This is a genomic window from Bosea sp. 685 (genome assembly GCF_031884435.1).
In the GTDB taxonomy this organism is placed as follows: Bacteria; Pseudomonadota; Alphaproteobacteria; order Rhizobiales; family Beijerinckiaceae; genus Allobosea.
This window is the reverse complement of record NZ_CP134779.1, coordinates 1508234-1521038: the sequence shown is the minus strand read 5'-3', so window position 1 is coordinate 1521038 and position 12805 is coordinate 1508234. Positions and strand designations below refer to the sequence as shown.

The 12805-nt window shown below is 67.1% G+C and carries 13 protein-coding genes; 12 read left to right on the top strand and 1 reads right to left on the bottom strand.

From position 1 onward, the window contains the following. The first annotated feature begins 95 nt into the window (after positions 1-95). From RMR04_RS08475 to RMR04_RS08465, 3 genes are all read left to right on the top strand, one after another. Positions 96-1112 carry a threonine ammonia-lyase gene (locus RMR04_RS08475; protein WP_311914127.1) on the top strand — a complete coding sequence of 339 codons (1017 nt, stop codon included), beginning with the start codon at positions 96-98 and terminating at the stop codon, positions 1110-1112. A 43-nt stretch (positions 1113-1155) separates the two neighbouring features. Then, positions 1156-2223 (top strand): glutamate cyclase domain-containing protein, encoded by a 1068-nt coding sequence (locus RMR04_RS08470; RefSeq protein WP_311914126.1) that lies wholly within the window; start codon positions 1156-1158, stop codon positions 2221-2223. Positions 2224-2434: 211 nt separating this feature from the next. Then, a complete protein-coding gene (locus RMR04_RS08465) occupies positions 2435-3337 on the top strand; it encodes a LysR family transcriptional regulator (RefSeq protein ID WP_311914124.1) in 903 nt (300 codons plus the stop codon). A gap of 18 nt (positions 3338-3355) precedes the next feature. Here the strand turns inward: RMR04_RS08465 and RMR04_RS08460 are convergent, their stop codons facing one another. Then, positions 3356-4282 carry a LysR family transcriptional regulator gene (locus RMR04_RS08460; protein WP_311914123.1) on the bottom strand — a complete coding sequence of 309 codons (927 nt, stop codon included), beginning with the start codon at positions 4280-4282 and terminating at the stop codon, positions 3356-3358. A 277-nt stretch (positions 4283-4559) separates the two neighbouring features. On the opposite strand from RMR04_RS08460, the gene RMR04_RS08455 reads away from it, so the two are divergent. The 9 genes from RMR04_RS08455 to RMR04_RS08415 all read left to right on the top strand — a co-directional run bounded on the left by RMR04_RS08455 (position 4560) and on the right by RMR04_RS08415 (position 12787). Continuing rightward, positions 4560-5381, top strand: coding sequence for a putative hydro-lyase (locus RMR04_RS08455; protein ID WP_311915771.1), 822 nt, complete (start codon positions 4560-4562; stop codon positions 5379-5381). 67 nt (positions 5382-5448) lie between these two features. Further along, positions 5449-6708, top strand: a complete 1260-nt coding sequence (locus tag RMR04_RS08450) for an ABC transporter substrate-binding protein (RefSeq protein WP_311914121.1) — start codon at positions 5449-5451, stop codon at positions 6706-6708. A gap of 26 nt (positions 6709-6734) precedes the next feature. Further along, positions 6735-7613, top strand: coding sequence for a branched-chain amino acid ABC transporter permease (locus RMR04_RS08445; RefSeq protein WP_311914119.1), 879 nt, complete (start codon positions 6735-6737; stop codon positions 7611-7613). Positions 7614-7615: 2 nt separating this feature from the next. Then, positions 7616-8626, top strand: a complete 1011-nt coding sequence (locus tag RMR04_RS08440; RefSeq protein WP_311914117.1) for a branched-chain amino acid ABC transporter permease — start codon at positions 7616-7618, stop codon at positions 8624-8626. Further along, positions 8623-9357, top strand: coding sequence for an ABC transporter ATP-binding protein (locus tag RMR04_RS08435; RefSeq protein ID WP_311914115.1), 735 nt, complete (start codon positions 8623-8625; stop codon positions 9355-9357). Before RMR04_RS08440 ends, RMR04_RS08435 begins: the two co-directional genes overlap by 4 nt. Continuing rightward, the gene (locus RMR04_RS08430; RefSeq protein WP_410492216.1) at positions 9347-10054 is read left to right on the top strand and encodes an ABC transporter ATP-binding protein; all 708 of its coding nucleotides are present in this window, start codon (positions 9347-9349) and stop codon (positions 10052-10054) included. The genes RMR04_RS08435 and RMR04_RS08430 overlap by 11 nt, the downstream gene beginning before the upstream one ends. A 197-nt stretch (positions 10055-10251) precedes the next feature. Next, entirely contained in the window at positions 10252-11010 is a 759-nt protein-coding gene (locus RMR04_RS08425) for a LamB/YcsF family protein (protein WP_311914113.1), read from the top strand. After that, positions 11007-11765 (top strand): 5-oxoprolinase subunit B family protein, encoded by a 759-nt coding sequence (locus tag RMR04_RS08420; protein ID WP_311914112.1) that lies wholly within the window; start codon positions 11007-11009, stop codon positions 11763-11765. Before RMR04_RS08425 ends, RMR04_RS08420 begins: the two co-directional genes overlap by 4 nt. Beyond that, positions 11762-12787, top strand: coding sequence for a 5-oxoprolinase subunit C family protein (locus tag RMR04_RS08415; RefSeq protein ID WP_311914110.1), 1026 nt, complete (start codon positions 11762-11764; stop codon positions 12785-12787). The genes RMR04_RS08420 and RMR04_RS08415 overlap by 4 nt, the downstream gene beginning before the upstream one ends. The last annotated feature ends 18 nt before the right edge of the window (positions 12788-12805 follow it).

Here is a 12805-nt window from a genome sequence, read left to right as displayed (position 1 = left end):
TCGAATAAGTCCAGCTTATCCCAGAGAATAAACAGATAGAATTTGACTGATACGCCGCCTCGACTAGCGTCTCCGTTTAAATCGGAGATGAAGACGTGCTCGACTCGGCGAACAAGACTGCCCGGAATAGCAATGCAACGCTCAGTATCGATCTTACCGATATTGAAGCCGCCGCCAGCCGCATCTGCGGGAAAGCTGTCAGGACGCCTCTGATCCGTAATGACGAGCTCGACAAACGCTTGTCGGCACGCGTGCTGCTAAAAGCGGAAACCTTGCAGGTCACCGGCTCCTTCAAGTTCCGCGGCGCCCTCAACCGCGTCTCCAGGATGACACCGGAGGAAAGGCGCGGCGGCATCGTCGCCTGGTCCTCGGGCAATCACGCTCTGGCGATTTCGGCCGTGGCGGCCCGTCACGGCATCAAGGCGACGATCCTGATGCCGTCCGACGCACCGCGCGCCAAGATCGAAGGCGCCGAGCGCTTTGGCGGCACCGTGCGCCTCTATGACCGGCTGACCGAGGTGCGCGAGGAGATCGGCGCCGAGATCGCTCGCGCGACCGGCGCCGTGATCATTCCGCCCTATGACGATCCAGACATCATGGCGGGCCAGGGCACGGTCGCGCTCGAACTGGTCGAACAGGCCCGCGAGCTCGGCGCCGCGATCGACCTCATGCTGGTCGCCTGCAGCGGCGGCGGCCTCGCGGCGGGAACCGCGGTGGCGATGAACGCCGTCTCGCCCGCGACCCAGGTCTATTGCGTCGAGCCCGCCGGCTTCGAGGATACGATCCGCTCACTCGCCTCCGGCCGCCGCGAGGGCAATGCGCCCGGCGCCAAGAGCCTATGCGATGCGCTGCAGGTGCAGATCCCGGGCGAACTGACCTTCCCCGTCAACCAGGCCCTGCTCGCAGGCGGCATCGCCGTCACCGATGCCGAGGTCCGGCATGCCATGCGCGTCGCTTACGACCTGACCAAGCTCGTGGTCGAGCCCGGCGGCGTCGCTCCGCTCGCGGCGATCCTTGCCGGCAAGCTCGATGTCGCCGGCAAGACCGTCGCGCTCGTGCTCAGCGGCGGCAATGTCGACCACGACAAGTTCAGCGCCTGCATCGCCGACTGAGCCCGCCCGACATCGGCGCCCTTCCTAGAGAACCGGACTTCGCATGCTTTCAAGTGATTCACCGCTCTATGGCCGCGTTGCCGCGACCATCGACCAGTTCATGACGATCGACCTCACCGGCGTCGGCCTGATCGGCAACATCCATGCGGCGCTGGCCCAGCGCCAGCCCGGGCCGATCTGCATGGGCGCGGCCGAGATCATCCTGCGCACGATCAAGCAGAAGGGCGGGCCCGTTCTGATCGCGACGGGCTTTCCCGAGGGCGGCGGCGTGCCGGAGACCGATGGTCCGGTCGGCGCAGCATTGCTGGCGCGGGCGTTGTTTCTCGGGCTTGGCGTCGAGAGCGTGATCGTCGTCGACGAGGATTGGGAGGCGATGATGCGCCAGACCTGCCTCGGCGCCGGCCTCGCCCCCATGCCCTTCCCCGCCTCGGGCGTCATCGAGCCGATCGCCTTCCTGCGCCCTGTCTATATCCGCACGATTCCCAAGGATGCCGAGGGCAGCCGCGCCGTCAGCGACGACCTGCTGGAGCGGACCCGGCCGAGCCTGCTGATCGCGATCGAGCGTCCCGGCTGCAACGCCAACGGGCTCTATCACGGCCTGGGTGGCCGGCCGCTCGACGGCATGGTCGGCGATCTCGACTATCTCTTCCGGACCGGCAAGGAGCTCGGCCTGCCCTTCATCGGCATCGGCGACGGCGGCAACGAACTCGGCATGGGCGTGATCGCGCAGGATCTGCCGCGGTTTTCACCGAAGGCCGCCGATTGCGGCATCCCGGGACGCGGCGGCGTGGCTGCGGCAACCGCGGCCAGCCATCTCGTCGTTGCCAATGTCTCGAACTGGGGCGCGACCGGCATCATCGCCGCGCTTTCGGCCCTGCTCCAGAACGAAGTCGTCTTCCATGAACCGGAGCTGGAGGTTCGCTGCATCGAGCAATGCGTCGCGGGCGGCGGCGTGGACGGCATGTTCATGGCGCCGGAGCCGGCGGTCGACGGCATCTCCGCCCTGGAATGGGCAGGCCTGGTGCGCACGCTGCGGGCCTCGGTGCTCAGGGCGCTCGGGCATTCCGTCAACTGGAAGGGCGATCGTGGCGACTGGCGGCAGGTGAAGTAGCAGGCTCGCCGCGCAGGCCATCTCCGTGACCCTCACCCTGGCTTGTGCTGAAGCCTGAATCCGTCTCTCATCCTAGAGTTAGAGCAGGATCAATGCGAAAAACCGGTGCCCGCTTTTTCGCATCCTGCTCTAGCAAAAAGGCGGAAGTCGCCAATCCGGCTTCCCTGTGTTTCGGCCGCTTTGCCTCGATGCCTGGAGACGCTCAGCGAACATGACGGATTTTCGCAGCCTCGAGCTGTTCTACTGGGTCGCGGAGCTGAACAGCTTCAGTAAGGCCGCCGAGCGCGCGAACACGACGCAGCCCGCCGTCTCCCAGAGGATCGCCGCGCTCGAGGCTGAGTTCGGCGTCAAATTGTTCGAGCGCAATTCGCGCTCGATCAGCCTGACGCATCAGGGCCGCAAGCTCGTCGACTATGCCGAGCGCTTCCTGCTGCTGCGCACGGAAATGGTCGCCGATGTCGGCTCCACCGTCGCCATGAAAGGCATCCTGCGATTGGGCGTCTCGGAGACGATCGCGCAGACCTGGCTGAGCCGCTTCATGGAGCGGGCGCATGCTGTCTATCCCAACATCGTCATCGACCTCACGGTCGATGTCTCGCCGACCATGCGCGACCTGCTCGGGCGCGGCGAGCTCGACCTCGCTTTCCTGCTCGGCCCGCTTGGCGATCCCACCATGGCCAATCGCGAATTGTGCGCCTATCCGCTCGCCTTCATCGCCTCCCCTGATCTCGACATAGGCGAGGAACCGCTGAGCCTCGCACGGATCCGGAATTTCCCGATCATCACCTATCCCAAGGCGACCTCGCCCTACCCTCGGTTGCGCGAGGCGCTGAACGATCCGAGCCTGCCGCCGCCGCGCATCTTCGGGAATTCCTCGCTCACCACCATCGTCCGGATGACGCTCGACCGGATCGGGCTCAGCGTGATTCCGCCCATCGTCGTCCAGAAGGAGCTGTCGGAAGGACGCCTGCGCATCGTCCAGACCTCGCTCACCGTGCCAGACCTCGTCTTCACGGCCGCCTTCCCCCTGGCGCTGATGGGCGGACTGGCCCAGCCCATGGCCGAGCTCGCCCAAGAGGTCGCGCGCCAGTTCGAAGCCGCGCCCGGCGCCTGATCGCAATCACTCGCCGGCTCAGCTTGCCTGCGCTGCCCGGCCCCTTGTCGCGGGAGCGCGGAACGTCGCTTCGTTCTTCACTGCTGCCGCGATAGCAGCCTCCTCGGCGAAGGCCCGGATCAATGGCAGGCGCCGCGACACCTTCGGCCAGAGCAATCCGATGGAGCGGAAGGGCGCGTCCGGGATGGCGATCTTGCGAACGGAAACGCCCTGGGGCCAGGGCGGCAGCCAGTCGGGGATCAGAGACACCCCCAGCCCCCGGTCGACCAGCACCGTGATCGCCTCGATCGAATCCAGCTCGTACTGCTCACGCGGGCGGATGCGCTGCGCCCGCAGGAACTGATCGACCGTGCGTCCGCCCCAATGGTTCCGGTCGTAGCGGATGAAGGGTTCGTTCTTCAGGATGACGACCGGATCGCCCTCCGTGGTCCATTTCGGCGCGATGACCAGGAGCGGCTCCTGCCGCAGCAACAGCCAATCGAGCGTTTTCGGGAGGTTGAAGTTCGGCTTGATGGCGATCACGGCATCGAGCGTGCCGTCGAGCAGCTTCGGATAGAGATCCGTCGAGGTGCCGGGCAGGATGTAGAGCTCGATTCCCGGCCGGTTGCGCTTCAGCGCCAGCAAGATGTCGGGCAGCAGGCCGCTCAGCACGGTATGGATCACCCCGATCCTGAGCAGGCCGACATCGAGCGGGCCGGACGCTGCCGCCTTGATGTCGCCGGCCGCGCTGACGATCAGGCGCGCATCGGCGAGGATCGCGGCGCAGGCCGCCGTCGGTCCCATCGCATTGCCGGAGCGCTGGATCAGCGGCGAGCCGATCTCGTCCTCCAGCGCCTTGATCCGCTGCACCACAGCCGATGGCGTCACGTTCAGCAGGCGCGCGGTCCGCGTCAGCGAGCCCGTCTCCACCACCGTCAGCAAAGTCTGGAGGAAACGCGTCTCCATTTGCAGATTCTCTTAAAACCGAAAGCGAAGAAACACGTCTTTCATTTTGGTGTGGGGCCGTCAAACTAAGCCTGCCTCACCTGCCGTTCAGCCCGGTGCGCCCGCCAGGGCGCGCTGGCCTTTATGCGAAGTTTCTCAAACCCTTGCGGGCGCCGCTCGGCTCGCCGGGGCTTCTATAATTGGAGCTTATCGCCGTCGATCCCGATTCAAGATTGGACGGGCTGACGCAACGATGTGCCAATCGGACCGCAACCGGCAGGAAGGGACCATGAGCACGATGAATGAGATCACTCCCTCCGCGACCGCCCAGGGCTCCAGCGACATCACCGCCGCGCAGGCGATCCGGCTGGCCTGCCGCGATGGTTCGCTCTCAGGCAACACCTCCGGCCTGGCGCCAGGCTTCGTCCAGGGCAACCTTGCCGTCCTGCCCGCCGATCTCGCCGCCGATTTCCTGCGCTTCTGCCAGGCCAATCCGCGCCCCTGCCCGATCATCGGCGTCTCCGATGTCGGCAGCCCCAAGGTTCCGGTGCTCGGCCGCGACCTCGATATCCGCACCGACCTTCCCGGCTACCGCGTCTGGAAGGACGGCGAGCTCGTCACGGAGACCGGCGATGTCAGCGAATGGTGGCGCGACGATCTCGTCTCCTTCGTCATCGGCTGCTCGCTCTCCTTCGAGGAGGCGCTCCTCGACGAGGGCATCCCGCTGCGCCATGTCGAGCGCAGCATCCGCGTGCCGATGTTCCGCACCAGCATTCCCTGCACGCCGGCGGGCCGCTTCTCCGGGCCGATGGTCGTCTCGATGCGCCCGCTGAAGCCGGCCCAGGCCATCCGCGCCATCCAGATCACCTCCCGCTTCCCCGCCGTGCACGGCGCCCCCGTCCATATCGGGCATCCCGAGCAGATCGGCATCCGCGACCTGTCGAAGCCCGATTATGGCGACCCGGTCGAGGTCCTGCCCGACGAGATCCCCGTGTTCTGGGCCTGCGGCGTCACACCGCAATCGGTCATCGCCGAGGTCAAGCCGTCCTTCGCCATCACCCATGCGCCTGGCTGCATGCTGGTGACCGACCGCCGCAACACGGAGTTCGCGATCATCTGAAGACCGGACTGCGAGAGATCCAAACAAGGGGCCGAAGAGCCCATCCATCACGAAGAGGGGTTACATCATGAATCGTAGAGAACTGCTGCTCGGCGGAGCCTCCGCCATGTCCTTCGCCGCTGCTGCCGGCTTCGCCGGGGCGGTCCAGGCCCAGGCGGCCCGCGAGGTCGTCATCGGCGTGATCTATCCGATGTCGGGCGCCAGCGCCCAGGTCGGCATCGACGCCAGGCACGCCTTCGAGACCGCGCTCGACATCGTCAATAACGACCATGCGCTCGACCTGATCGGCGCCAGGGGCGCAGGCCTCTCGGCGCTTGGCGGCGCCAAGCTGCGACTGGTCTTCGCCGACCACCAGGCCGACCCGCAGAAGGGCCGCGCCGAGGCCGAGCGCCTGATCACCCAGGAAAAGGTCTCCGCCATCATCGGCTGCTACCAGTCCTCGGTTTCCGCCACGGTGAGCGCTGTCACCGAGCGCTACGGCGTGCCGTTCCTCTGCGCCGATTCCTCCTCGCCCAGCCTGCAGCGCCGCGGCATGAAGTTCTTCTTCCGCCCGGCCGCGCAGGACGAGATGTTCTCGGCCGCGATGTTCGATTTCTTCGATGCGCAGAAGGCCAAGGGCAAGAAGATCGACACTGTCGCGCTCTTCTTCGAGGACACGATCTTCGGCGTCGATTCCTCCAACGTCCAGCGCAAACTCGCCACCGAGCGCGGCTACAAGATCGCGGCCGACGTCAAATACCGGACCAATTCGCCCTCGCTGACCGCCGAGGTCCAGCAGCTCAAATCCGCAGATCCCGACGTGCTGATGCCGTCCTCCTACACCACGGACGCGATGCTGCTCGTCAAGACGACGGCCGAGCTCGGCTACAAACCCAAGAACCTGGTCGCCCAGGCGAGCGGCTTCTCGGAGCAGGTCACTTATGACGCGGTCGGCGACAAGCTGCGCGGCGCGATCACCCGCGCCAGCTTCTCGCTCGATCTGGCGGCCAAACGCCCGTTCATCACCACGGTGAACGACATGTTCAAGGCGCGCTCGACCCGCGACTTCAACGATAACAGCTCGCGCCAGTTCATGGGCCTGCTGCTGCTGGCGGAGGCGATCAACCGCGCCGGCACGACCGACGGCGCCAAGGTGCGCGACGCGCTGGCCGCGACCGACATCCCCGGCACCAGCACGATCATGCCCTGGGCGCGCGTGCGCTACGGCGCCGACGGCCAGAACCCCGATGCGAGCCCCGTCCTGCTGCAATATGTCGACGGCAAGTTCGTCACGATCTTCCCGACCGATGTCGCGATCGCCGGTGCGATCTGGCCGATGAACGGCTGACGCTCCACAGGCGGAAGGAAATTCACATGACGGCGCAAGCACTGGCTCAAGTGCTTGCGAGCGGCCTGCTGATGGGGCTCATCTACGCCCTGATCGCAGTGGGCCTCTCGCTCATTTTTGGCCTGATGGATGTCGTGAACTTCGCCCATGGCGAGTTCCTGATGACGGCAATGTACGTGGCTTTCGGGCTGGTGTTCCTGACCTCCCTCGATCCCGTCCTGCTCATGCCCATCGTCGTCGCCGTGCTCTTCGGCGTCGGCGCGGTGGTCTATCTCGGCGTCGTGCGCTTCGCGATGCGGGCCAAGGCCAATCAGGGCATGGTGCAAATCTTCGCGACCTTCGGTCTCGCCACCCTTCTGCAGGGCGCCGCGCAGTATTTCCTGACGCCCGACTACCGCAGCATCGGCAACTCCTGGCTGGGCGGCAAGACGCTCGAACTCGGTGGCGTCTTCCTGCCCTTGCCGCAGATCTTCGGCGGGCTGGTCTCGATCGCGGCCTTCGGCGGCCTCTATCTCTTGATGTCGCGCACCGATTTCGGCAAGGCGCTCGAGGCGACCCGCGAGGACCAGGGCGCGGTCGCGCTTGTCGGCATCGACCGCAACCGTGTCTTCACGCTGGGCTGGGGCCTAGGGGCCGCGCTCGTCGGCCTGGCTGGCGCGGTGCTTGCGATCTTCTACTACATCCACCCGCAGGTCGGCGCGACCTTCGGCCTGATCGCCTATGTCACGGTTGCGCTCGGCGGCTTCGGCAGCGTCTTCGGCGCGCTGGTCGCCGGCATCATCGTCGGCTTCGTCGAGGCGCTGACCGCCGCCATCCTGCCGCCGGCGATGAAGTCGCTGGGCATCTACATGCTGTATCTCGGCGTCGTCTTCGTGCGACCCAGCGGCCTTTTCGGAAAGCTCTGACCATGACAGCAGACGCGCTTTCCCCTCCCCGCACGGCCGGCATGCTGCCGCAGCGGCGCAAGCAGCTCCTCACAGCTGCCTTCGTCTTCGCAGCCGTCGCGGCCTCGCCCTTCATCGTCCGCGACGTCTATCTCCAGAACGTCCTGATCCTGACCCTGCTCTACGCCGCCGTGTCGCAGAGCTGGAACATCCTGGGCGGCTATTGCGGCCAGATCTCGCTCGGCCACGCGCTCTATTTCGGCATCGGCGCCTACGCCACCTCTGTCCTGTTCGTCAGCTATGGCATCGTGCCCTGGGGCGGCATGCTGGTCGGCGGCGTGCTCTCGGCGGCGGTCGCGCTCCTGCTCGGCTATCCCTGCTTCCGGCTCAAGGGCCATTATTTCTCCATCGCGACCATCGTCATCGCCGAGATCGGTTTGCTGCTCATCCATAACTGGGACTTCGTCGGCGGCGCGCTCGGCATCCAGTGGCCGTTCGGCTCCGACAGCTGGTGGACGCTGCAATTCGCCCGCGACAAGGTGCCTTACGTCCATCTCGCGCTCGGCCTGCTGGCCGTCACCTGGTTCGTCACCTTCCTGATCGAAGGCTCGCGCTGGGGCTATTGGTGGCGCGCCGTGAAGGACAATCCCGAAGCGGCCGAGAGCCTCGGCGTCGAGATCTTCCACTCCAAGATGGCGGCGGCGGCCGTCTCCGCCTTCTTCACCGCAGTCGGCGGCAGCTTCTATGCGAGCTTCCTGGCTTATATCGATCCGGAAAGCGTGATGAGCTTCCGCTTCTCGCTGCTCTTCGCCTTGCCTGCCGTGCTTGGCGGCATCGGCACGCTCTGGGGGCCCTTCGTCGGCGCCGCCATCCTGATCCCGCTCACCGAGATCACGCGCTCCTATCTCGGTGGTTCCGGCTCGGGCATCGACCTCATCATCTATGGCGGCCTGATCATGGTCGTCTCGCTGGCCAAGCCCGAGGGCATCCTCAGCCTGTTCCAGCGCAAGCCGAAGCGCGAGGTACGGTCATGAGCACCGACACCCTGCTGAGCATCGACAACGTGACGCGGCGCTTCGGCGGCCTCGTCGCCAATGCGAATGTCTCGATCACCGTCCAGCGCGGCGAGATCCTCGGATTGATCGGCCCCAACGGCGCCGGCAAGTCGACCCTGTTCAACCTCATCGCCGGGACCTTCCCGCCGAATGAGGGGCATATCCTGTTCGAGGGCGAGGACATCACCACCCTCTCCGCCCCGCTCCGCTGCCAGCGCGGCATCGCCCGCACCTTCCAGGTCCCGCGCTCCTTCGACTCGATGAGCGTGCTGGACAATGTCATGGTCGGCGGCTTCGTCCGGGCGCGGAGTGCGGCCGCGGCCCGCAACATCGCCTATGAGACGCTGGAGTTCGCTGCCCTCGCCCATCGCGCCGGCGCCTCTGCCGGTGACCTGACTCCACCCGAGAAGCGCCGCCTCGAAGTCGCGCGAGCGCTCGCGACCAAGCCGAAACTCCTGCTGCTCGACGAGGTCATGACCGGCCTGACGCCAAGCGAGGCGCGGCTCGGCGTCGAGCTCGTCCGCAAGGTCCGCGACCAGGGCGTCACCGTGGTCATGGTCGAGCACGTCATGGAGATCGTCATGCCGCTGGTCGACCGGGCCGTGGTGCTCAATCTCGGCATGGTCCTCGCCGAGGGCAAGCCGCTCGATGTCGTCCGCAACGACGCCGTCATCACCGCCTATCTGGGGGAGAGACACCGTGCTGCTTGAAGTCTCCTCCCTGACCACCGCCTATGACGGCCTGATCGCCATCTCGGACATCTCGATCTCCGTGGCCGAGGGCGAGATCGTGGTCGTCGCCGGCGCCAACGGGGCCGGCAAATCGACGCTGCTCAAGAGCATCTCCGGCATGGAACGGCCGCGCTCCGGCGAGGTCAGCTTCGACGGCGAGCGCATCAGCGGCCTGCCCGGGCACGAGATCACCGCGCGCGGCGTCGCCTATGTGCCTGAGAACCGGCGCCTGTTCCCGCGCCTGTCGGTCTCCGACAATCTCCGGCTCGGCAGCTATCTGCACCGTAAGCGTCCCGACCGGGAGCAGCCCATGGAGCAGGTCTTCACGCTCTTCCCGCGCCTGAAGGAGCGCCTGCCGCAGCGCGCCTCTACCCTCTCGGGCGGCGAGCAGCAGATGCTCGCCATCGGACGGGCCTTGATGACGCGGCCGCGCATCCTGATGCTCGACGAGCCCTCGCAGGGCATCATGCCCAAGCTCGTCGACGAGATCTTCGAGGCGGTGCTGGCCATCCGCAAGGCCGGCGTCACCGTCCTGCTCGTCGAGCAGCGCCTCGCCGAGAGCCTGGAGATCGCCGACCGTGCCTATGTCTTGCAGACCGGGCGGGTCATCCTCTCCGGCACGGCGGCCGAGGTGCGCGACAACCCCGACATCCGCAAGGCCTATCTCGGAATCTAAAGCGTTGCTGAGCGAAGTGGACACAGGTTTCCCCGCGACAAATGCGGAGCGTTTGCGCGGAGACAACGCGTTAAAACAAAGAGCTAGAGCGGTTGAACGATCCGATCGGATCGGAAACTGCTTTAGGCGCTTGGCCGCGTGCTCGTGTTCCCCCGACCAGCGCGCGGCCAAACTGCCGGAAAGAGCGAGGAAATGTGATGCTCTCGATCGATCTGAATTCCGATCTCGGCGAAGGCTTCGGCGCCTATCGCTGCGGCGATGACGAGGCGATGCTGGCTGTCGTCACCTCCGCCAATGTCGCCTGCGGCCTGCATGCCGGCGACCCGGAAATCATGGCGCGCGCCTTCACCGTCGCCCGCGAGCGCGGCGTCGCGGTCGGCGCCCATCCCGGCTTTCCCGATCTCTGGGGCTTCGGCCGCCGCCGCATTCCGTTCTCGACGGGCGAGATCGAACGCCTCGTCGCCTATCAGATCGGCGCGGCAGCGGCGCTCGCCGCCTATGCCGGCCACCGCATCGGCTATGTCAAACCCCATGGCGCCCTCGGCAACATCGCCGCCGAGGATCGCGGCGTGGCGGATGCGATCGCGCGCGCGGTCAAGGCGGTCGATCCCGGCCTGGCCATGCTCGCCATCGCCCTGACCGAGCAGGTCGCGGCCGGCGAGGCTGCCGGGCTTGCCGTCCATCAGGAGATCTTCGCCGATCGCGGCTACACCGATGAGGGCCAGCTCATCGCCCGCGACAAGCCCGGCGCATTGATCGCGGATGCCGATGAAGCCGCCAGCCGGATGGTCGAGATGGTGACCGAGGGCGTGATCATCACCGCTTCCGGCAAGCGCCTGCCGACGCAGATCCACTCGATCTGCGTTCATGGCGATTCCGACCATGCGGTCGCCACGGCAAGGCGCGTGCGCCAGGCCCTGGAGCAGGCCGGCCTGCGCCTGGCCGCCTTCCGATGAGCCAAGACGGTCCCGACCAGGAAGACGATCCCGGCGCGGTGCAGCCACGCTTCCTCGACGCCGGCGAGGCGGCGCTGGTCGTCGAGTTCGGCCGTGTGGTCGATCCCGCGATCAACGACCGCGTGCTGGCGCTCGACGCCGTCCTGAGCGCCGACCTGCCTGCCGGCATCCGTGAGCTCGTGCCGACCTATCGCTCGCTCATGATCCATTACGACCCGCTGCGGATCGCCCGCCAGGCGCTGGTCGAGGCGGTAACGGCGCGGCTCTCCGCCCCTGTCGCCAGGACACGCACCGCCAGCCTCTGGACCATCCCCTGCTGCTACGAGGCGCCCCATGGCGAGGATCTCGCGGAGATGGCCGGCGTGATGAGCCTTTCGCCCGGGCAGATCGTGACCAGCCATGTGGCCGCGACCTACCGCGTCTACATGTATGGCTTCGCCCCGGGCTTCACTTATCTCGGCGGCCTCAGCGAGGACATTGCGGTGTCGCGGCGCAGCAAGCCGCGCCCGCCGCATGCGGCCGGCGCCGTGCTCGTCGGCGGCGGCCTCAGCGCCATCGCGACCTTCGCCATGCCGACCGGCTGGTATGTCGTCGGGCGCACGCCCGAGCGGCTCTACGCACCGGAGCGGCCCGAGGCCTTCCTGATGGAGCCCGGCGACAATCTGCGTTTCGAGCCGATCGACGCTGCGACCTTCGCGGCGCTGGAGGCACGGGTCCAGGCGGGCGAGGTCGTGGCCCGAAGGATCACGCCATGACGGCAGCGCTGCGCCTGCTTTCCGCCGGCCCTGGCGCGACCATCCAGGATGGCGGCCGCCACGGCTATCTGCGCTATGGCGTCACCGGCGCGGGCCCGATGGACCCCTTCGCCCATGCGGTTGCGAACCGCGCGCTTGGAAACCCCTCCGATGCCGCCGCGATCGAAGTCTCGCTCGGCGGCATCGAGGTCACGGCCGAGGGCGCCCCCGTGGCAGTCGCCATCGCCGGCGGGGCGTTCGCGATCGCACTGGACGGGCAGGCGCTGCCGCCCGCGACCATCGCGCTCGTCGAGCCCGGTGCCAAGCTCAAGCTGCGCGCCGGACAGGCCGGCAGCTGGTGCTATCTCGCCGTGACGGGCGGCCTCGACGTGCCGAAGGCTCTCGGCTCCGCCTCGACCCATACCCGCTCCAGCCTCGGCGGCCTCAACGGCCGCACGCTCGCAGCCGGCGACAGGATCGCTGTCGCAGCGAACGCCGCCGACGGCGTCGAGACCGGCTTGATCGTCGCGCCGATGCTCGACCGGCCGGCGGAGACGATCCGCGTCATCATGGGGCCGCAGGACGATTATTTCGCGCCAGACCAGATCGCCGCCTTCCTAGCCGGCCCCTGGCGGATTTCGCCGCGGGGCGACCGCATGGCCTGCTTCCTCGAAGGCCCGCCCCTCACTCATGCGCAAGGCTTCAACATCGTCTCCGACGGCATCGCCATGGGCGCGATCCAGGTGCCCGGCGAAGGCCAGCCGATCGTGCTGATGGCCGACCGCCAACCGACCGGCGGCTATCCCAAGATCGCGACGATCATCGGGCCCGATCTCGGCCGGCTCGCGCAGGCGCGCCCCGGAACGGCGCTCCGCTTCCGCGCCGTCGACCATGCCGAGGCGGTGGCGGCACGCGCGCAGGAAGCGGCTTTCCTCGAGGCGCGCCCTCTCATCGAACCGCTGATCCGCACGCGCTTCAGCTCCGAATTCCTGCTCGGGCTCAATCTGATCGACGGCTGCGTCGACGCTTGCGCGCCGGGCTGATCGCTATTCCCATCCACC

What these genes read in the sequence shown, in the direction of transcription:
- RMR04_RS08470 (WP_311914126.1), top strand. Translation starts at nt 1,156, where the DNA reads ATGCTTTCAAGTGATTCACCGCTCTATGGCCGCGTTGCCGCGACCATC.
- RMR04_RS08465 (WP_311914124.1), top strand. Translation starts at nt 2,435, where the DNA reads ATGACGGATTTTCGCAGCCTCGAGCTGTTCTACTGGGTCGCGGAGCTG.
- RMR04_RS08460 (WP_311914123.1), bottom strand. Translation starts at nt 4,282, where the DNA reads ATGGAGACGCGTTTCCTCCAGACTTTGCTGACGGTGGTGGAGACGGGC.
- RMR04_RS08455 (WP_311915771.1), top strand. Translation starts at nt 4,560, where the DNA reads ATGAATGAGATCACTCCCTCCGCGACCGCCCAGGGCTCCAGCGACATC.
- RMR04_RS08450 (WP_311914121.1), top strand. Translation starts at nt 5,449, where the DNA reads ATGAATCGTAGAGAACTGCTGCTCGGCGGAGCCTCCGCCATGTCCTTC.
- RMR04_RS08445 (WP_311914119.1), top strand. Translation starts at nt 6,735, where the DNA reads ATGACGGCGCAAGCACTGGCTCAAGTGCTTGCGAGCGGCCTGCTGATG.
- RMR04_RS08440 (WP_311914117.1), top strand. Translation starts at nt 7,616, where the DNA reads ATGACAGCAGACGCGCTTTCCCCTCCCCGCACGGCCGGCATGCTGCCG.
- RMR04_RS08435 (WP_311914115.1), top strand. Translation starts at nt 8,623, where the DNA reads ATGAGCACCGACACCCTGCTGAGCATCGACAACGTGACGCGGCGCTTC.
- RMR04_RS08425 (WP_311914113.1), top strand. Translation starts at nt 10,252, where the DNA reads ATGCTCTCGATCGATCTGAATTCCGATCTCGGCGAAGGCTTCGGCGCC.
- RMR04_RS08420 (WP_311914112.1), top strand. Translation starts at nt 11,007, where the DNA reads ATGAGCCAAGACGGTCCCGACCAGGAAGACGATCCCGGCGCGGTGCAG.
- RMR04_RS08415 (WP_311914110.1), top strand. Translation starts at nt 11,762, where the DNA reads ATGACGGCAGCGCTGCGCCTGCTTTCCGCCGGCCCTGGCGCGACCATC.